Annotated in this window: 10 protein-coding genes; 9 read left to right on the forward strand and 1 reads right to left on the reverse strand. The window is 40.5% G+C overall.

Annotation, left to right across the window (positions count from 1 at the left end; translation table 11 throughout):
- Positions 1–69: 69 nt before the first annotated feature.
- Positions 70–1,641: a WG repeat-containing protein gene (locus tag FHK89_RS09950; RefSeq protein ID WP_230659583.1), complete on the reverse strand. Its 1,572-nt coding sequence runs from the start codon at positions 1,639–1,641 to the stop codon at positions 70–72.
- 250 nt (positions 1,642–1,891) lie between these two features.
- Between FHK89_RS09950 and cysG the strand changes: the two genes are divergently transcribed.
- From cysG to FHK89_RS09995, 9 genes are all read left to right on the forward strand, one after another.
- Positions 1,892–3,400 carry a siroheme synthase CysG gene (gene cysG / locus FHK89_RS09955; protein ID WP_230659586.1) on the forward strand — a complete coding sequence of 503 codons (1,509 nt, stop codon included), beginning with the start codon at positions 1,892–1,894 and terminating at the stop codon, positions 3,398–3,400.
- A 520-nt stretch (positions 3,401–3,920) separates the two neighbouring features.
- Entirely contained in the window at positions 3,921–7,169 is a 3,249-nt protein-coding gene (locus FHK89_RS09960; RefSeq protein ID WP_230659588.1) for a DUF4132 domain-containing protein, read from the forward strand.
- A gap of 228 nt (positions 7,170–7,397) precedes the next feature.
- On the forward strand, positions 7,398–10,493 hold the full coding sequence (locus FHK89_RS09965) for a DUF4132 domain-containing protein (RefSeq protein ID WP_230659591.1): 3,096 nt from the start codon (positions 7,398–7,400) through the stop codon (positions 10,491–10,493).
- Between the two features lie 54 nt (positions 10,494–10,547).
- Positions 10,548–12,395, forward strand: a complete 1,848-nt coding sequence (locus FHK89_RS09970) for a DUF4132 domain-containing protein (protein ID WP_230659594.1) — start codon at positions 10,548–10,550, stop codon at positions 12,393–12,395.
- 81 nt (positions 12,396–12,476) lie between these two features.
- Entirely contained in the window at positions 12,477–13,643 is a 1,167-nt protein-coding gene (locus FHK89_RS09975) for an AAA family ATPase (protein WP_230659597.1), read from the forward strand.
- Positions 13,644–13,649: 6 nt separating this feature from the next.
- Positions 13,650–16,724: a DUF5682 family protein gene (locus FHK89_RS09980; RefSeq protein WP_230659600.1), complete on the forward strand. Its 3,075-nt coding sequence runs from the start codon at positions 13,650–13,652 to the stop codon at positions 16,722–16,724.
- Positions 16,724–17,947, forward strand: a complete 1,224-nt coding sequence (locus FHK89_RS09985; RefSeq protein ID WP_230659604.1) for a VWA domain-containing protein — start codon at positions 16,724–16,726, stop codon at positions 17,945–17,947. Before FHK89_RS09980 ends, FHK89_RS09985 begins: the two co-directional genes overlap by 1 nt.
- A 50-nt stretch (positions 17,948–17,997) precedes the next feature.
- Positions 17,998–20,499: a hypothetical protein gene (locus FHK89_RS09990; RefSeq protein ID WP_230659607.1), complete on the forward strand. Its 2,502-nt coding sequence runs from the start codon at positions 17,998–18,000 to the stop codon at positions 20,497–20,499.
- 137 nt (positions 20,500–20,636) lie between these two features.
- The gene (locus FHK89_RS09995) at positions 20,637–21,980 is read left to right on the forward strand and encodes an exonuclease SbcCD subunit D C-terminal domain-containing protein (RefSeq protein ID WP_230659609.1); all 1,344 of its coding nucleotides are present in this window, start codon (positions 20,637–20,639) and stop codon (positions 21,978–21,980) included.
- The last annotated feature ends 4 nt before the right edge of the window (positions 21,981–21,984 follow it).

Below are 21,984 nucleotides of genomic sequence, written 5' to 3' on the forward strand. Positions count from 1 at the left end.
ATTGTAGCAAACAAAAACCCCTCTTAGTTCTTATGCTAAGAGGGATTTTTAAATTATTAAACGACTACTTTAATCAACGCGTTGCCCTTGTTTGTTAATATGAAAAGTCTCGCCATCTTTCACTACTCTTGCTGTACCTTCTGTAAAAACACTTGCCATATCATAGTCATAATCAATGACCAGCTGATTGTCTGTATTGACAAATCCCCATTTGCCATCTTTTTGTACACCTATCATTCCCTCAGAAAAATAAGCAATCGCTTCATACTCTATCAGGATGATAAGGTTATTATCCTCATCAATCATGCCCCACTTATTATTTTGTGCAACCCCTGCCATACTATTATGGAAATCACTCATACTGTCATAGACTAGCGGAATAATATTTACCCCATTTTCATCAAAAACCCCGACCTTGCCGGCTTTAAATGCTACCCATAAATTGTTTCGTGTATGCTTAAAACCATCATAAATAGCAGGCAGTAAAATTTTTCCTTGCTGATTAATAAGACCCCATAAATTATCTTTTACTACTGGTGCTAATTTACCTTTAAAATGAGCTAAATCATCATAAACAACGGGCAATACTACTTGCCCTCGTTGGTTTAAAATATCAAATTTGCCATCTTTTATCAGTAGCATTAATTTTTTTTCAAACTGAGTAATTTTATCATATTGCAAAGGAGCAAGAAAACTTACATATTCATCCACAACTCCCCACTGATCATTCTTTGCAATGGCTATCATTCCCTGTTGTAAAAAGCTAACATCATCATAAGTTAATTGATTAATAGCATTTCCTTGAGCATTAATAAACTGCCATTTTTCATTATCTTTGACTAATGAAATATTATTTTTTAAAGGTATGATGCTCTCATAAATAAAAGGAATCACAACTTCATTATTTTTATTAATAAAACCCCATTTATCATCTTTTTTAACAGGTGCGATATTGTTTTTAAAATTATAATTATTACCATCTACATAATAATTTAGTGACGCACCAACATAAACCAAAGGAATTATCAGTTCATTTTTTTTATTGATAAAACCTGACTTTCCAGATTTCGATACTCTTGCTAATCCCTCCGAAAATCTTCCAATCCAATCATACTGAAAATCTATAATTATACGATTATTTTTATCAACAACACCAAATAAATTGTCTTTTTTTACAACCGCTAAACCCTGATTAAAATTAGTTGCTAAGTCATATATAGTAGGAATAACCAGTTTTCCATTTTGATTAATATAACCAAACTTTTCACCAACTTGTACTATTGCTAATCCATCATAAAAAAGACCAATCCCATCATATTTTAGCGGAATGACTGTCTGTGCTTGATGATTAATAAAACCATATTTTTGATTCTTTTCGACCGCAGCCATACCATTAGAAAAAGAACTAATGTTATCATATTCTAAAGGGACAATAATTTGACCTTGTTTATTTACCACACCATATTTATCATTATTATCAACCACTGCCAGTCCATCTTTAAATTCACAATCAAAGCCAAAACCCACACCTTTAGGCAGTTGATAACCTGTATCTAATTCACAATTTGCCAACGCTGGCATACTAACTATCATAATTAACGCAGCAGTCATGATAGCTGTGTGTGTTTTTATAATCTGCATGATTATTCCTTGTATTTACTTTTGTTGTGTTTGCAAAATTTATCGCATAAAAAACCTCAAAACTTGCATTAAATACTAGCATTTATCTATGATACACAACAGCATACCATCTAAATTTCATTTAAGAATATCATAATGACATTTTATTACGTATTGGACTTTGTTATTTCCCTCATAATGCCCTATTTTAGCCTTAAATGAATATAATCATCCATATTCTTAGCTTAGCCAAAAGTTTCAAAGGATAACCATGAACACATTCCCGCTATTTTTTAAGTTTGAAAATCAGCCTGTTGCCATTATTGGTGGCGGCGAGGTGGCACAGCGTAAGGCTGATTTACTCAAGCGTGCAGGCGCAAATTTGACCATTGTTGCCCCCAAAATCAGTACAGATATTTATGCGTTATTGGGTAATGATAAGCAGGATGATAAGCAAAGAAGTACAGAAAATAAGCATCAACTTGTTTGTGAGACGTATGATAAAAAGTGGCTAGTAGGTAAGCGTATTGTTATTGCAGCTACAGATGATAAACAGCTAAATAAACAGATTTATCAAGATGCTAAGGCATTAAATATCCCTATTAATGTAGTGGATACGCCGCATTTGTGTGATTTTATTTTTCCTGCGATTGTCGATAGAAATCCGATTGTGATTGGTATTTCGTCTAATGGGCAAGCGCCTGTATTGGCTCGCCTGCTACGGGCAAGGCTTGAGACACTAATACCACAAGGCTATGGTAAGTTGGCAAAACTGGCAGGTAATATGCGTGCTGAGGTGAAAGCTAAAATTCCGACGTTAACGGGCAGGCGGCAGTTTTGGGAGCGCGCATTTGAGGGTCGAGTCAGTGAATTGATGTTTGCAGGACGTGAGGGGGACGCTGAGGCAACTTTGCGGCAGGATTTAGCACAGATAGCAGATGATTATTTATCGCCAGTAGCACAAACACCTTCAAAATCAGCCTCAACACATTCAACAAACGGTGAGGTTTATGTGGTCGGTACAGGGCCGGGTGATGCTGAACTACTGACGTTTAAGGCGCTGCGTTTGATGCAGCAAGCAGATATTGTCTATTATGATGCGTTGGTATCCCCGCAAATATTAGATTTATGCCGCCGTGATGCTGATAAGGTCTATGTTGGTAAAAAACGTAGCGAGCATGCGGTAGCCCAACAAGATTTAAATCAGTTGCTTGTGGATAATGCAAAAAAGGGCAAGCGAGTGGTACGTCTCAAAGGCGGTGACCCGTTTGTGTTTGGACGTGGTGGTGAGGAAATACAAGCCCTGCAAGCAGCAGGTATCCCTTATCAAATCGTTCCGGGGATTACTGCTGCTAATGCGGCGGCTTGCTATACTGGCATTCCGCTAACCCATCGTGACCATGCTCAATCGGTGAAATTTGTGTCTGGATTCTTAAAAGCAGGTGAACCCAATACTGATTTTGCCCAGCTATTAGACCCTGAGCAGACGGTGGTGTTTTATATGGGGTTAAGTGCGCTTGAGCGACTGACCCAAGGATTAATAAAGGCGGGCAAGCCTGCCAATACCCCGATAGCGATAGTCTCTCATGCCAGCCTGCCCAATCAGCGAGTATTAACAGGCACACTAACTAATATTGTGGCAAAACAAACCGATGCTAACCTACCAACCCCTGCGATTATCATCATGGGTGAGGTAGTAAACCTGCATCAAACGCTGGCATGGTATGGTGATGATATTGCTAAGCTTAGTCAGCAAGCACATGCACTCAATATGGTTTAAAAAGACAATCAAAGTATAACAAAGGGGGGGGTATTCCCTCTTTTTTTATGCATTCTGGATATTAATCAGTTCATTAACGCTTCATCATGCAAATTTAGCCAATTTTCACATGAAAGTAAAAAAACAGCTGTACGCCTTATAGATATTAGCCTAGCGGGGTGAATGTTCAATAGACCCTAACCATTATAGTCAACGAACTTGATAACTGTTACGGTGTTAGGCTCGTTTACTGTACAACCGTACTATCTGCACTCGTCTGCCTTGTACCAGTTTATAATTTCACTGGCTATAGTTGGTTAGGACTTACACAAAACAAAATTGCGTAAGTCCTTCATTAAATAGACTATCAAAAATCACACTCAAACAATCATATTCACACGACAACTGTTGTCACCTAGTTTAACTTTAAAGATGATTGATGTTTAGTTTTAGTTTAAGATGAGCTTAATAAGCAACAGTAAACCCTACTATTAAATTAGGACGATATCAAATTAAGACAACATTAAATTAGGACGACAATATGACTAACAATGCACACGACAATGAAACAAATAAACTATCTTATGCCACCCCAGACAACCAGTTTCATTGGTCAAAAAAACAGCAAAAGATTTTAGATGACTATCGAGCCAATCGCTTTGCTCAGGCATTGGCGTATCAGCCTGAAGTGGACAATACACCCATTCAAGCCAGTGATTTAGATATCACAACTTCACAACAAGAACAATGGCTTGCCCTTGCTAATGAGTGGATACAAGCAGACGATGACGCATTAGTAGATTATCAAAACTGTGCCGAACTGTGGCAAACTCATTTAAATTTAAATTTCTCACGTTGTCATAGTTTTACTATAAAGCTCAATCATTATTTATTTGCTAAGTTATCTCTATCCAAACAAATCAGCTTTACGGCAATATTAGCCAGTTTACAAGACCCCATTTATATACGGCAACTTTGTGAAGGTCATCGACAAACGCTATTTTATATTCAAGCCCACGTTCATCAGCTAAAACAGCAGTCACCTAAAGAATATGAAGTGTTATTTAACCGCCATCAGCAGTTATTGCCATCTTTGCGAGCATTTTATTTTTTTGCTGATGTGCCTTATCCTCGACAATCTTTTGAGCATATAAAGCGTCCATATTGGGAAGGTGCCCCCTCCATTCAGATTTTATTTATTCATCATACTTATAATTCAGCGGTATTTGTTCCTGCTTATAAGCAAGCAGTAAGTAGTAAAGCATTTAAAGACAGTGATACCCTACCACCTTTATTAGATTTTATTGCTCTATCGCTATCTGATGCTGAGGACAAGACTCAGACTGACACTAAAGAGAAGGACGAGCAAGCGTTTGCCTCTATTGCTACCTTACTAAATCATAAGTTCAATGATTACCGTTCCCCCTATCAAGACCATTCCTATAAAAATCTACGGCAAGTATTTAAGGTATTGCAAGATTATCATCATGAGCACTATCTAACATGGTTGCTTGAGCGTATCTATAATAAGAATTTTAGTAAGCTATTAGCCGTTTGGGTCAATCACTATCCTATATTTACAAGCCTAAAAATGCTTGAGCGTTTAAATACCCTATATACATCACTCAATGACTGTCCTGACTTCTCACAAATGACTAAAAAGCTGATAAATGAACAGTATTATAAGAAAAAACAAAAATATGATTTTCTCGTCTATCGTGCTGAGCACTTGTTACCAATTATCAAACATACCTTGACCGATATATTGATCAATGAGCCCACAGATTTTGAAAAAATTGAAATGCTATATATGAAGCAAGACAACAATAAACAAGTCACCAAACCAGATACACAGCAAACAACAGGTACTCAAACACCTACAAACTGTTATCATGTTGCCCCGATATTTGCTGAAGTTCGAGAAATGATAGCCAGTACACAGTCAGCAACTGCCTCGCCCAGTGATGACAATAATAGTAATGGCAGTGATACTAACAAAGCTGACGATACGAACGAAAAACAAGCACAAGAGCAACTACAAAATCAATCACAAATACTATCAGAATGGCTGACCACCCCACCTTGGTCTTATAAAAAATATCGCTTACAAGCACCAAAATTACCTGAACATTTATCTATTCATGGTTTTCCACGTCCGATTTTACAAGTTGATGGCAGTGAATTGGCATTGCCATTATTTGAAAATCTATTGGGTATCTTGATTAAATCCAATTTTAAAAAATGGATTAAACCGCTCACTGATGCAGATATGCAGGCAATATTATCGCCCTTTACTCGAACGTCATTAAATGACTTGGGGCAAGCATTGTGGGACGTAGGTTTCCCTGAGCCTTGTGGGTGGCTGATGAATGCAGAGGCATTGCCGACTATTGAGTCCCTACGGAAACAAAAACACCGTAAATTAATCCGTATGATGAAAGCCAATATTGAGCTTTGGTATGAGATTGAATTACAGAACAGTCAACGCAAGCAAAATAATCCGTCATTAAAATTTGCCCATAGTGTGGATATCAGTGCAATAGTGAACGAATTGTTATATCAGTATGCTAAAAGTAAGTCACACTTTCGCACGCTGATTAAACAAGCATTGGCTGATATTTGCGATATCACCTCACTCTCATTAATAGAATTGCGAGATTTGGCAGTGCCATGTTTGGGCTTTGATGCTCAAGGCGAGCGTCATTTTGTTTTAGATGAAGCGGGCAATCAGCGATTAACGCTACGTTTAGACGCTCATTTATCGCCATTATTATTGGATATGCAGGGGCAGTTATTAAACAGTTTCCCTCGTGCCAAAAAAGGCGATGATAAAGAACGCTTTCGACAAGTCAATAATGAGATTAAACAGCTTAAAAAGCAGTTGGATAAATTATACAAAACATTAAATCAACGATTTGAGCAAGAGTTAGAAAAAGCCCATCACCGCCAGCCTTTATTTATGTATGAGTATTTTTGCCATCACCCAATATTACAAAAATATGCACAGAATTTGTTATGGACAGTTACTATTCGCCCTGATAAACCAAATACTGCTGAGGAGGCGAAACAAAGTAGCGATGATGAGGACGAAGCAAAATCATTCTCCGCTGGCTTGTATGCTGATAATCCGCTCAACCATACGTTTATTATGGCAGAGGACGGCAGTTTTATTAATGCTGACTATGATGAGATTGCCCCTGAGCAGTTTGCAGAGTGGCAGAAAAAGTGGCAACAAAATGAGGAGCAAATGCAATATTGTGTGATATTGACTTACCCCAGCTATATAAGCCAATCACAGTTAGATTCATGGGTAGAGCTATTGGCTGACCATGCCATCGCCCAACCGATTGAGCAGATAAATATACCCTGTCTGCGTGCCACCGAAGAGGAAAAGAGTTTGGGTAAAATCACTCGCTTTGATAACTGTTATTTTCATATTAATGAGCTGGTTGCTCAGCTAAAAGAGGTTGTAGGTGGTGGTTATTATTTTAGAGAGATTAAAGATAACTCGTTGGAAATAAGCAGCGTAGTAGAATTTAGCAATGAGCCTGAATTATATGACGATCAACTTTATTCCAGAAAAAATAAGCGTTTTGGTGAAGATAATTATCTGTATATTCGCTTATCTGAGCCCTTTCCCGCCTACTCATATAGTGAGCAACACGGTAGAAATATGCCTTTTTCTATGCTTAGCCAAAAGGTGCAGATAAAACCTATTGATATTTGTGATAAAAATCCACTTATTATTAGTAAGGTATTGCAAGCACTGTCCTCTATTGCTAAATGCTAATAAAAAATATCACTTAATTAACCATTAGTTGATTAGGACTTATACAAAACAAAATTGCGTAAGTCCTTCATTAAATACCTTATCAAAAATCACACTCAAACAATCATATTCACACGACAACTGTTGTCACCTGATTTAACTTTAAAGATGATTGATATTTAGTCTTAGTTTATGATGGGCTTAATAAACAACAACAAACCATTATTATTGTTAAATTAGGACGACAATATGACTAACAATGCACACGACAATGAAACAAACACACTATCTTATGCCACCCCAGACAACCAGTTTCATTGGTCAAAAAAACAGCAAAAGATTTTAGATGACTACCGAGCCAATCGCTTTGCTCAAGCATTGGCTTATCAGCCTGAAGTGGACAATACACCCATTCAAGCCAGTGATGTAGAAACCACAACTTCACAACAAGAACAATTGCTTGCCCTTGCTAACGAGTGGATACAAGCAGACGATGACGCATTAGTAGATTATCAAAACTGTGCCAAACTGTGGCCAACACATTTAAATTTAAATTCCTCAGATTATAGCTTTACTGTAGATCTCAATCATCGTTTATTTGCTAAATTATCTCTATCCAAAAAAATCAGCTTTACGGCAATATTAGCCAGTTTACAACACACCACTTATATACAGGAGCTTTGTCAACGTCATCGACAAACGCTATTTTATATTCAAGCCCACATTCATCAGCTAAAACAGCAGTCACCTAAAGAATATGAAATGTTATTTAACCGCCATCAGCAGTTGTTGCCATCTTTACGGGCATTTTATTTTTTTGCTGATGTGCCTTATCCTCGGCAATCTTTTGAGCATATAAAGCGTCCATCTTGGGAAAACACTCCCTCCGTTCAGATTTTATTTATTCATCATACTTATAATTCAGCGGTATTTGCTCCTGCTTATAAGCAAGCAGTGCGTAGTAAAGCATTTAAAGACCGTGACACTCTGCCACACTTATTAGATTTTATTGCCCTATCGCTATCTGATACTGAAAACAAGGCTAAGACTGACACTAAAGAGAAAGACGAGCAAGCGTTTGCCTCTATTGCTACCTTACTAAATCATAAGTTCGATGATTACCGATCTCGCTATCAAGAAAACATACAGCAAGTGCTTAAGGTATTGCAAGATTATCATCATGAGCAATATTTAACATGGTTACTTGAGCGTATCCATAATAAGAATTTTAGTAAGCTATTAGCCGTTTGGGTCAATCACTATCCTATATTTACAAGCCTAAAAATGCTTGAGCATTTAAATACCCTATATACGTCACTCAATGACTATCCTGACTTCTCACAAATGACTAAAAAGCTGATAAATGAACAGTATGATGAGGAAAAACAAAAATACGATTTTCTCGTCTATCGTGCTGAGATCTTGCTACCAATTATCAAAAATATTTTGACCGATATATTGGTCAATAAGCCCACAGATTTTGAAAAAATTGAAATGCTACATATAAAGCAAGACAGCAATAAACAAGTCACCAAACCAGATACACAGCAAACAACAGACACTCAAACACCTACAAACTGTTATCATGTTGCCCCAATATTTGCTGAAGTTCGAGATATGATAGCCAGTACACAGTCAGCAACTGCCTCACCCAGTGATGAAAAGCAGGCACAAGAGCTGTCAGAATGGCTGACCACCCCACCATGGTCTTATAAAAAATATCGCCTACCAGCACCAAAATTACCTGAGCATTTATCTATTCATGGTTTTCCACGTCCAATTTTACAAGTTGATGGCAGTGAATTGGCATTGCCATTATTTGAAAATCTATTGGGTATCTTAATTAAATCCAACCTTAAAACATGGATTGATCCACTCACTGATGCAGATATGCGGGCAATCTTATCTCCCTTTACTCGAACGTCATTAAATGACTTGGGGCAAGCATTGTGGGACGTGGGTATCACTGAGCCGTGGGGGTGGCTGATGAATGCAGAGGCATTGCCGACTATTGAATCCCTGCGTCCACAACAAAACCGTGATTTAATCCGTATGATGAAAGCCAATATTGAACTTTGGTATGAGGTTGAGTTACAAAATAATCCGTCATTAAATTTTGCCAATAGTGCGGATATAAGTGCAATAGTAGGCGAATTGTTATATCAGTATGATAGAAGTACCTCACACTTTCGCACGCTGATTAAACAAGTATTGGCTGATATTTGTGATACCACCTCACTATCATTAATAGAATTGCGAGATTTGGCAGTGCCATGTTTGGGCTTTGATGCTCAAGGCGAGCGTCATTTTGATTTAGATGAAGCGGGCAATCAGCGATTAACACTACGCTTAGACGCTCATTTATCGCCATTATTATTGGATATGCAGGGGCAGTTATTAAACAGTTTCCCTCGTGCCAAAAAAGGTGATGATAAAGAACGCTTTCGACAAGTCAATAATGAGATTAAACAGCTTAAAAAACAATTGGATAAATTATATGAAACGTTAAATAAGCAATTTGAGCGAAATTTGCTACTAGCAGAATCTCGCCAGCCTTTATTTATGTATGAGTATTTTTGTCATCATCCAATATTACAAAAATATGCCCAGAATTTGTTATGGACAGTCACTATTCGCCCCGATCAGCCAAACAAGGAATACATCTCCGCTGGCGTATATGCTGATAATCCGCTAAACCATACCTTTATCATGGCAGAGGACGGTAGTTTTATGAATGCCGACTATGATGAGATTGCCCCCGAGCAGTTTGCAGAGTGGCAGAAAAAGTGGCAAAAAAATGAGCAACAAACGCAATATTGTGTGATATTGACTCACCCCAGCTATGTAAGTCAATCACAGATCGATTCATGGGTAGAACTATTGGCTGACCATGCCATCACCCAACCGATTGAGCAGATAAATATACCCTGTCTACGTGCCACCGATGAGGAAAAAAGCGTGGGTAAAATCACTCGCTTTGATGACTGTTATTTTCATATTAATGAGCTGTTTACTCAGCTACAAAAGGTTATAGGTGGCGGTTATAAATTTAGAGAGATTAAAGATGACTCGTTGGAAATAAGCAGCGTAGTAGAATTTAGCAATGAGCCTGAATTATATGGCGATCAACTTTTTTCCAGAAAAAATGAGCGTCTTGGTGAAGATAATTATCTGCATATTCGCTTATCTGAGCCCTTGCCCTACTATAGTGAACAACATGGTAGAAGGGTAACTTTTGATGAACTTAACCAAAAGGTACAGATAAACGCCATTGATATTTATGATAAAAATCCAATCATTATTAGCAAAGTACTGTTGGCATTGTCCTCTATTGCTAAATGCTAACACAATGAATCAGCATAACCATCATTTATCATACAATTAAAAAAAGGACTAAAAATGGTCAATAGCAATGAGATAAAAAGCAATACCACAGGTATTCCACAGGCACTATTATCAACCGACTGGCAAAAAACCACCCGTAAACGCAATATTATATTGAATGAAACGGTGTCACGCTGTGCCAGCAATCACACAACATCAGTTTCAACCTCGGCCTCAACAACGGATAAGCAAGATAACACAGAGGATAAACAACAAGTTCCTCTAGTTGATGCACTCACTGCCCCCGTTATCGCCAGCACAGGCGAGCCACTGCCCAGTGATGCCTTTGAGCAGTTGTTATTAATGCTTAAATTCAGCTCGTTGGATAAACCCATTATCACTTTATCCTCCGTATTACCTGCTTTTACACCCGAATCACTGGCGACACTTGCCAATGAGTTATGGGACGACTATGAGGACACCAGTGGCAGGGACAAAGACAGTTGGTTTGATAGTTTTGATAAAAATAAACGCTGGTTTATGACCGCCTCAGCATGGCTGGCAGATAAAAGTATTGCCGATAAGGTTTGGCAATTTATTAAAGACTATGAATCCATGCCTACCCAGCGTGGCTCCATCACCCACAGCTTTAAAGTATTGGCAACGCTTGCCAGCAACTATCCTGATAGTGAGCGTGCCGAGAAGTCATTGCAAATGCTGATAAAAATCAGCCAAAAAGCCCGTTCTACATTGCGTCCACATGCCGATAAGGCATTGAGTCATTATGCCAAATGCTTAGGCTTAAGCACTGAGCAGTTGGCAGATAAGTTATTGCCTAATTTTGGCTTGGATAAATACGGCACATTGGTGGTTGATTATAATCCCCATCAGCCAGATTCACGCAAAATTACCGTCAGTCTAACCGATGATTTAACCTTTGCTTATCATGATGAAACAGGTAAAGCGTTTAAAAACCCACCCAAAGCAGGGAAAAATGATGATGAAAATGCCGTCAAAGAATTTTTGGCTCAACACAAACTGGATAAAAAACAGCTTAAAGAGTTGCGTATCAACTTGCCCAAAAGACTAGAGCAAATGATGATAGAGCAACGGGCATTATCCTTAAGCGATTTTATGGATTATTACGTCCATCACCCCGTCATGGCTCAGTTAAGCAAACGACTACTATGGCAAGTACAGCTCACAGATAATAATGAGGTAAATGACAGTCATCATAGCAGTGACAATGACAATAATAGTGCTAAGAGCAAGGACAACACTAAGAGTAAAAACAATGCTAAGGATAAAAGCAATAAATGCCAATTATTTTGGCTGAGTGAAAGTCTTGAATTGCTTGATGCTGAGGATAATTTACTTAGTGAAGGTATATTAAAAAATAGCTTAGTGGCTAACAATGATAACAAACATGATGCTAAAGATGCTAAAAAAGACACGCCTCAATCGGTAGCAACCCCAACAGTAACAATAACTCTCGTCCACCCCATTTTGTTAAGCAAAGAACAGCTTGCAACTTGGTCAGAGCAGTTTAATGATTATCAAATCATACAGCCATTTGCACAGCTAGCCCGTCCTGTTTATTCTCTGAGTGATAAAGAAAAATCAACGGGTGAAATACACCGTTTTGATAATGATACCTTTGCCACAGGCAGTGTCATTGGTTTACGTTCTGGTACTCAAAATTGGGAAGTCATACAGTATCGAGGTGGCTATTGTGGTGCTTATGACAAAGTAATAAATGGGCATAAACTGTCCATCACCTTGCAAGAAGGCTATCCTTTGTATGAAGGTGTACCTAAACCTGATAATGGGCAACAAATAGAGCCTTTATTAGTGCCAAAAGATATTGATGATATCACCGCCAGTGAGTTTTTATTAGCCGTTGATTCGATGGTTAGGCTATAGGCTAGTAGGCTAGCGATTTAATTGGCAATACTAAATTGGCTATATTGGCATAAATAAAAAAACTGACAATTAGGATTTACCATGTCTAGTAAAAAACACACATCAGAGCAAACAACAGCACAACTATCAGAGCAGACAGCACAGCAACAGCAACGTCCGCCTGCAGAAGTGCGTTATGCCAATGAATTGCAACGCCTGCAAGAATATGACCAGACACAACAAAAAACACAGCCCAGACCCACCCCACAAGGGTGGCAAATGTCGATGTTAGCAGTGCGAGATTTTATTTTGGGCAATGCCTCGCTTGATATTGAAAAAAAGCTGGTCTGTCCCGCAAGTATGATTGAGCGAATATTGGTAACGCTTGCCAGCCAGCGGGCATTATTGCTTATCGGTGAACCCGGTACTGCCAAATCCATGTTATCTGAATTATTGGCAACCGCCATCAGTGGTAACAGCACCTTGACGGTACAAGGCAGTGCTGCTACCAGTGAAGACCAAATTCGCTATGGCTGGAATTATGGCTTGCTATTGAATGAAGGTCCTAGCACTAAAGCGTTGGTTGCCTCACCTGTGATGCGAGCCATGCAAGAGGGCAAAATTGTCCGCTTTGAGGAAATTACTCGTTGTCCACCAGAAGTACAAGATGGCTTGTTATCCATATTATCTGAGCGTCTATTAATGGTGCCAGAATTGGCACATAACGATGAACACGCCACCATTTATGCAAAGGCTGGTTTTAACTTAATTGCCACTGCCAATACACGTGACAAAGGGGTCAATGAGATGTCTGCCGCCCTAAAACGGCGTTTTGCTTTTGAGACGGTGTTTCCCATTGCCCATATTGACGATGAAATGAGTTTGGTAAAACGTCAAGTCAAGCAATTATTAACTGAGCAAGGCATTGATACTGCCCCCTCTGATGAGGTGATTAAGATTTTGGTTACCATGTGCCGAGAGCTACGCACAGGCATAAAAACCTCGGGCAATGCCATTGAAAAGCTATCGACTACGCTAAGTACTGCCGAGGTGGTCAATGTAGCACAGGCGGTATGTTTGCATGGTTATTTTTTACGTGGCGATGCAGGCTCCCCTGCCGATATTTTAAATGCCATGCTTGGCTGTGCCATCAAAGATAACAATGATGACAAGCTTAAGTTACGCCGTTATCTTGACCACCACGCCAAACAACGCCCAGAATCTGGCTGGCAGGATTTATACCAATCCCGATTAGAGCTATTAGGGTAATTGGTGATGACAACTGTGACTGAGCCAACCACTACTCACCCAGCAAAAAACGCTATTCAAGCGGTACATTTTATTGGTATTCGCCATCATAGCCCTGTGTGTGCTACCTTGGTGCAACAATGGATATTGACGCATCGCCCTGCGGTGGTATTGATTGAAGCCCCCAGTGATATTAAGCCACAGTTGGCACAGTTTTTTTTGCCACACCAATTGCCCATTGCCTTATACAGCTATCGCCAAGAGCGAGTTTTAGCACAGCCTATTGCCGATTTGGATTTAGAGGGCAATAACTTAGAGGGCAATAATTTAGAAAACAACAATTTAGACGCTCAAGATAATATCCAAACAGCTCAAAGTTGGTTTCCCTTATTAGACTATTCACCAGAATGGCTCGCCATTCAGATAGCAGGTAAAATTAATGCCGAGATTGATTTTATTGACCTACCCCATTGGAGCTATCGGGCAAGTATTCATCATAATTGGCAAGACAGTACAGACAATCAAACCCCTTCATCTACTCAATCATTGGATAACGATAACCAAGCAAACAATCGTTATCATCATATCCTTACCCAACTATTAGAACAAACGGGCTGTGATAATCAAGATGCCTTATGGGAGCGATGGTTTGAACAAACCACTGACCTGAATCATTTTGACAACCAATACTTTGATAATAAGCACTTTGACAATATTGAAACTCGGTTGGCTTATTATTTTGATGTGTTACGAGGTGACGCCAAAGGCTCACTAGAAGACCGTTGCCGAGAAGGATATATGGCACAATGGATTGCTTATCATCAAGACAAACTGGCAACGAGTCAGCAAAATAAGTACTCCAATAAGCAAAACAAACAAGGGGGTATTTTGGTGGTGTGTGGGGGTTGGCACATCAATGGTATCAAACAGCAACTTAGCCAGTTACAACCACATTCAAAACAACAATTAAAACAACAGCCAACACAACAAAAAACAGAGGAAACCTTATTACCCTCACCACCTGATATGCAGCGTTATGTTAAGCAGTTTTTTCAATTGCAACATGCTCAATCACAACATGAGCAGACAGAAGATAATAAAAATAATGCTGATATTAAAGGTGCTGAAAATAAGGATAGCAATGACTATAACGATGACGCTGAGTTTGATAATTTGTTACCACATACGCAAATTATCAGTCAAGGCAACTATCTAATACCGTTTAGCTTTAAGCAGGTCGAAAGCCTTATGGGTTATGGGGCAGGTATGCCCTCACCGCAGTATTACCAGTGGTTGTTTGATGCCAAGATGAACCACCAAATCGCCCATGACACCGCCATGATAGCCATTTGCCAAGCCATACGGCAAGCAAAACAGCCCCTATCCACAGCGACACTAACGGCATGGCAACACAGCAGTGCCAGTTTGGCAGCTCTGCGTGGTTTGGCTACCCCGAGTCGGCAAGAACTGCTAGATGCCATGTTAAGCTGTGTGGTCAATGATACCTTACCGATGGTCAGCCCTTGGAATGATTCTAAACTAAACCACGCCAGCAACGATGGCTGGCAATATTTGCGTTTATTACATAGCGATGACCACCCATTAATCCGCCTTGCGTTGACCACATTAACAGGACAACGCAGTGGCAGACTGGCACAGGATACCCCCACACCACCCCTACTCAGTGCCATTGAAACGTTGCTACAACGTTTTGACTTAATGCCCACTGACCAGCCACAAACATTAAAATTAAGCTATCGTGACCCCGTTGAGCGAGAAAAATTACATATTTTATGGCAATTATCAGTACTTAACATTTCTAGTGTGCAGTTAATTACCCAAAACACCAATCTAAACACTAACCAACAGTCAAACAACAACTCAAATAACAACCCAAACACTAACCAAAAAGTAAATAGCCCTTTAGCCACTGAACAATGGCAACTACATAAAAATGCACATTGGCAAGTCGAGCTTATCCAAGCTTCACGTTATGGGGCAAACCTTGTACAAGCCAGTCAAACAGCATTAAATGAACGCTTTTATCAAGTTCAGCAACTGCCTGATGCTGACAGCCAAATTGATGCCATCACCCAAATTTTTAGTAGCGTTATTCATTGTGGCTTTGATACATGGTCAGCCCAACTGATTACTCAGCTTGAACGGCTATTGCCACATATCCAAAAACGCCAAGCCATCAGCAGATTGGGTAATCGGCTGATTAGTATGCAATTGCAAGGATTTTGGGGGCAAGATATTGAGCGTCTATTGGCGATGCCCTTAATTTTGGTGATTCAGCGTTTGCTATGGTTGGTCGATGGTGATTATAGTCATAGTAACAGCCAACATCATCAAGACAAACAAGCCGACATCACCAGTATCCAAATCATCACGCATGGCATTGAGCAAGCAGACAGACTCAATCAAATGGCACAAATAACACTAAGCTCACTTAACCCACTTAACTCATTTAGCCCACTTAGCTCGCCCAGTTCTCAATCAGCAAATTTACCAACCACACAAGTAACACCGCTTGACCCATTGAGTATGTGCCAAGTGCTACAACGTCTAAGCCTTGATAATCAAACCAGTGCAACATTAAGAGGCAGTGCCGTTGGCAGTTACCAACGCTTGATTCATCAGTTTGGTCAATCTGCTCAGCTAGATTTAGTTGCCATAGATTTAATTGGTATTATCAAAAGCGTGCCTGTGGTTGATAAATTGGGTGATTTTTTATTGGGATTGTTTGCCACTGCCCGCCATGAAATCACTCGCCAAGCGGATTTATTAGACAGTTTGCACCAAATTTTTAGCCAAATAAATGACACCGAATTTTTAACCGCATTGCCCAGTTTACGCCAAGCATTTGGCTGGTTTCCCCCACGAGAACGACAGCAACTTGCCAAACAACTTGCCTCTATTATGGGATTAAATAACGAGCAAGCACAACAGTGGCAACGGTTAATCCAACAACCCCTTCCCCAAGACAGCCAAACATTGGCAAGACAAATAAGTCATGCCAGCAAAATTGAGCAACAAACCTTAGCCTATCTGCAACAAATTTATCCGCCATTTTGGCAACAAATTTGGGAGCAAGACTGATGACATTATCTGCACCACAGCCAATAGCAACTACAAAGTCACAAAATAGCGATGACGACCAGCCCCCATTATCTATTCAAGACCGCTGGCGACTGTTATTAGGCGAAGTATGTGACAGCAGTTTTGGGCAAAATCAAAATTCCACCGTGAGCCAAATGAATCAACATCTCACTTGGCTATATGGTCGTGAACAAGCAGGTTTAGGCTTAAATACTGGCAATGGTGTTGGTGGTAGTGACAGCAATCAAGAACAGTTGCAACGCCAAGTAGGGCAAGGTGCGTCCACCTTAAGCACGCCAGAGTGGATAAATAACATTGAAGTGCTGTTTCCCAAACAAACCGTCGAACGCCTACAAAAAGATGCATTAGAACTCTATCAACTCGATGACTTGGTGACCTGCCCTGAAGTTTTGCAACGGGCAACACCCAATCCCACCTTATTATCGGCAGTATTGCGTACCAAACATCTGATGAATCCTGAGGTGCTGGCTATGGCTCGTAAATTAGTCAAGCAAGTGGTCGAGGAATTACTAAACAAATTAAAACTGGATATCGAGCGTAGTACTCTTGGTAAAAGAGAACCTGTCCAACTTAAAAAGCAAGGCAGTAGCAAACAACTGGCATTTAAAGCCACCATCAAACGCAACTTACAGCATTATGACCCCAAACGCCGTCAGCTTATCTTAGCCCAGCCGTGGTTTTATAGTCACCACAGCCCCAGTCTAAAAGAGTGGCAACTGATTATCTTGGTTGACCAAAGTGGCAGTATGGTCGATTCGGTCATTCATTCTGCCATTGTTGCAGCAAGTTTTTGGGGCATACGTCGCTTACGTACCCATCTGATTGCCTTTGATACCAATGTTGTTGATTTGACCGACGAGGTACAAGACCCTGTCGAATTGCTGATGCAAGTACAGCTTGGCGGTGGCACCAATATCGCGAATGCGGTGCAGTATGCCAGTGAGCTTATCACTATACCCAAACGCACCATGGTGGTGTTAATCAGTGACTTTTATGAAGGTGGTAATGAGGCGTGGCTTGTGCAACAAATCGCCCAATTACATACTCAAGGCAGCAAAGTATTGGCACTGGCTGCCTTAGATGAAAATGCCAACCCAAGCTACTGCCATGATACTGCCCAACAACTTGCCAAAGCAGGTGCCAGCGTCGCCGCCATGACCCCTGCCAAACTGGCAGATTGGGTGATTGAAGTGATGGGATAATATTAACTAGTCATTAAAATAACTAGCCATTCAAATATAGAAATATAACTATGAACCAATCTACACCCACACTTGCCAAACTACCAAATATTGCCAGCCTAAGCCCTGATAAACTTAGCCATATTGCCAATAAAGGACTGGTCAAACGGGCGCAAAAAGCCCTTGAAAAAGGTGATATTCCCAGTCTTAGTACCGACGATGACCTAACCCTTACTGCCAGCTTTGATGATGGTAATCAAGTCACATGGCAAATCAAGCAAGCCATCAATGATAGCCAATGTGATTGTCCTGCCATTGCCCATAGTTTGTGTCGCCACCAGCTACAAACTGCCCTTACCTACCGTCAATATTACCAAGAAAATTTTGGCAACCCTGATGACCAACAGCCTGCCATTCATACCCTCACTGCTGAGGACATCTGCCAATATAGCAATGATATTTATTATAAAAACACCCGACAACGTGCCAGCAAACTGTGTCAACCCAATATCAGCATTATCCTATCCGATGGCGAACAAGAGCCTTGTGCCACTGCTCGCCTACCAATGGCAACAGTTAGATTTTGGGGAGGGGCTTTATTACAAGAATGTATTTGTGACTGCCATAAAAAACAAGGCTGTGAGCATATTTTACTGGCGTCTATTGCCTTTGTTAAAGCTGGTGATACGCTACAAAACCAATCAGCCAATAGCTTATCGGTTACCCTAACCGCTGATGATGTGAGCAACCTTAATAATAAAAACAGCCGTCAACAAAACACGCAACAAAAAAATTCAGCTAAAAATAATACCTTAGATACAAATACCAACAACACCCCAACTACCAAAGCTCCCTCTAACCAGCAAGCGAGCAAAACAGTTGACAAAAAAACGGATAAGCAAATTTATCAAAAGCTTACTCAACAACTATTTTCACCGCAGGCTATCCAGCACGTTTTCTCATTATTAAGCGATGAGGAGCAACAACTATTTTGCCAACTGTATCAATTTGGCATTAGCGGCAATAACATTGGTGATGGCATACACGCCAACCAACAACGCCTTGCCAATATCCGCCAAGACTGTCAAAAAAAGCAATATATCTGGCTGATGGACATCATCGATGACCTACAAGACTGGCTAACTGCCTATCAAATACGCCGTAGTGACTTTGATTTTGCACAAGGCAATCGTCTAATTGCAGATTACCTACTCAGACGGCTGGCAGGGCAACAAACTGAATTTTCCCAAGTTAGCCTTGGTGTCGGGCTTAAACACACCACCAACATTACTACCACCCAACTGCTCAGCCTTGGTTGTCAAATCCAAGCCTACGCTGATACTTATCACGCCCAAACCATGCTCTTAGACATTCATAGTCATAGCTTATCTTTGCTGTATCACACTTGGTCAGCACCACAAACCCAATCTCAAACTCCGTCCCAAACTCAGCCACAACAACGACAAGCACCAATACAAACAAATGACCCCGTAACCAACCAGCAAAAACAACAACAAATTCGCCAACAATCCCTTGCCCCACAGCTGACATTGGCTGAGCTACAACATGGACTATTAACCAGTCAACGAGGCAAACGCTACGCCAATCACCGCCTCACCCTAAACAAAACTCGCCGAGCTTATAACCAACGCTTACCTTATACTGTCACTGCCGAACAATTAAGCAACCTACCCACACCCATTCGCTTTGCCACAATTGCACAGCTAAAAGCTCATTATCAAAAACGCACTCCCAACTTTATCCAGCCTCGTTATCAGCACCCTGACTTTGTTATCTTGCCCATTGCCCAAATACACTATATCGGCTATGACCCTGCTGAACAAAGGGTGGCAATCTTAGTCACAGATACAGACATCTCTAGCAATCCCGATAGCACACCCAGCCATTTCTGGATACAACAACACTACCGTAAACATACCCCCTATGCGTTAGAAATGCTTTGCCAAGCGTTTTTAAATGACAGAAATGATGATAGCAAAGACAGTTTAAATAGCATTTTAGATAACAAAGATTTAAGCCCTCACTACAGCACCACTGTCCACCATGTCGCAGGTACGCTTTCATGGCAACGCTATCAAGGGCAAATGATGGCAGTTATCACCCCTTGGGCAATATTTCATGATGACCAGCACATCGTCCCCAGTATTGACCTGCCTGCCCATCTGTCACATTCAAATAACAAGCAATCTGCTAAAGAGTGGCTAAGCCAGTTGCCTTGTATTGACTTAAGCGAAATCAACACCAATGATACCAGCAGTCTATCTACCTTCCTAACCAATCCCCTAACTAAACCCATCACCGATTCACAGACCCTATTATCTGCCTGCCAACACTGGCTAGATGACGCTTTATTATGTGGTAGTGAGCGTTTATCTGAACGCTTTTGGTATGAGCGTCAACAACTTATCCAATATGCAGGACAAATTGGACATCATACCCTAGCCACATGGTTAAACCAGCTACAGCCTAACACTACCAACCCCAAAGACTTTATTATTATATTAATGGCGATTACGGTGATGAGTGAAGTGGCACATATTGGCTGTGTTTAAAAAGAACAGTATTAAAAGGGACAGCATTTAAAATGAACGATGGTTAAAAACCACCCAAAACACTGATATACTGACACATTCATATCCGCCGAATGTTATCTCTATTCTATCTTTTATAAACGCAGTAGCCATCAGCCATGCCCAATACCCCAACTGATACCACCCAAACTACTAACAACAGTACCCCCCCTGCCTTGACCATCTTACATACCTCCGACTGGCATCTAGGCAGACGGCTTTATGGACAACAGCGTTATGCTGAATTTGAGGCTTTTTTGGCATGGCTTACCGATACCATTGAGCAACAGCAAGTAGATGTGGTCATTGTCGCAGGTGATATTTTTGACACCATGACCCCAAGTAACAAAGCCCAAGCCTTATATTATGAATTTTTGGGTAAAATCTCCCAGTTACACTGTCAGCATGTGGTTATTGTTGCAGGCAACCACGATTCCCCCACCTTTTTGGACGCCCCCAAAACTGCCCTAAAATATCTAAACGTGCATATTATCGGTACAGCTTGCGAAGACCCTCGTGACGAAGTATTGACTTTAATGGACAATCAAGGCAACCCATATTGTATCGTTACTGCCGTCCCCTACCTACGTGACCGTGATGTGCGAGGCAGTATCGCTGGTGAGTCCAGTAGCGACAAAGACGCCAATGTCATTGCAGGTATTCAAGCACACTATCAACAAGTTGCAGAACATGCCAAAAGCATACAGAGCAAGCTTATTGCCAACCATCAGTGTCATATCCCCATCATTGCCACAGGTCATCTATTCACCGTAGGTGGAAAAACCACTGATGATGATGGCGTACGTGACTTATATGTCGGCACACTTGGGCAAGTGTCCGCCAGTATATTTGATGACTGCTTTGACTATGTGGCACTCGGGCATCTGCATGTACCACAAAAAGTTGGCGGTTGTGAGCATATCCGCTATAGTGGCTCGCCCATTGCCATGGGCTTTGGTGAAGCTCGGCAACAAAAACAAGTATTACTCGTTCGTTTCACTCATATAGATGTGAAAAATCAAACAGATAAGCAAATAACACCGATTGCCGTACCTTGCTTTCAGCCAATGGCACAAATATCAGGCACACTTGAGCAAATTGAGGAAAAAATCCATCATGCTGTCACTACTTTATGCCATACAGAAAACAACACACAAAATCGCACACTTTGGCTAGAGGTCATATATACTGGACAAGAGGTGGTCAGTGACCTGCGTGAGCATATCCAAAGCATCATTTGTGACCTACCATGTGAGGTATTAAAAATCAAAAATACCAGTACTTATAACAAAGTGCTACAACAACAAAGTGATGATGAAACCCTACAAGACTTAGATGAACGTGAGGTTTTTGAACGCTGTTTGGATACTTATCAAGTTCCTGACAGTCAAAAGCCCACCCTACGCCAAGCTTATGAGCAGATTTTACACACCCTCCAACAACAAGACAGTCAGGCAGAATAAGACC

Origin of the sequence: Psychrobacter sp. I-STPA10 (genome assembly GCF_021012795.1) — a bacterium.
Lineage (GTDB): Bacteria > Pseudomonadota > Gammaproteobacteria > Pseudomonadales > Moraxellaceae > Psychrobacter.

What these genes read in the sequence shown, in the direction of transcription:
- FHK89_RS09950 (WP_230659583.1), bottom strand. Translation starts at nt 1,641, where the DNA reads ATGCAGATTATAAAAACACACACAGCTATCATGACTGCTGCGTTAATT.
- cysG (WP_230659586.1), top strand. Translation starts at nt 1,892, where the DNA reads ATGAACACATTCCCGCTATTTTTTAAGTTTGAAAATCAGCCTGTTGCC.
- FHK89_RS09960 (WP_230659588.1), top strand. Translation starts at nt 3,921, where the DNA reads ATGACTAACAATGCACACGACAATGAAACAAATAAACTATCTTATGCC.
- FHK89_RS09965 (WP_230659591.1), top strand. Translation starts at nt 7,398, where the DNA reads ATGACTAACAATGCACACGACAATGAAACAAACACACTATCTTATGCC.
- FHK89_RS09970 (WP_230659594.1), top strand. Translation starts at nt 10,548, where the DNA reads ATGGTCAATAGCAATGAGATAAAAAGCAATACCACAGGTATTCCACAG.
- FHK89_RS09975 (WP_230659597.1), top strand. Translation starts at nt 12,477, where the DNA reads ATGTCTAGTAAAAAACACACATCAGAGCAAACAACAGCACAACTATCA.
- FHK89_RS09980 (WP_230659600.1), top strand. Translation starts at nt 13,650, where the DNA reads ATGACAACTGTGACTGAGCCAACCACTACTCACCCAGCAAAAAACGCT.
- FHK89_RS09985 (WP_230659604.1), top strand. Translation starts at nt 16,724, where the DNA reads ATGACATTATCTGCACCACAGCCAATAGCAACTACAAAGTCACAAAAT.
- FHK89_RS09990 (WP_230659607.1), top strand. Translation starts at nt 17,998, where the DNA reads ATGAACCAATCTACACCCACACTTGCCAAACTACCAAATATTGCCAGC.
- FHK89_RS09995 (WP_230659609.1), top strand. Translation starts at nt 20,637, where the DNA reads ATGCCCAATACCCCAACTGATACCACCCAAACTACTAACAACAGTACC.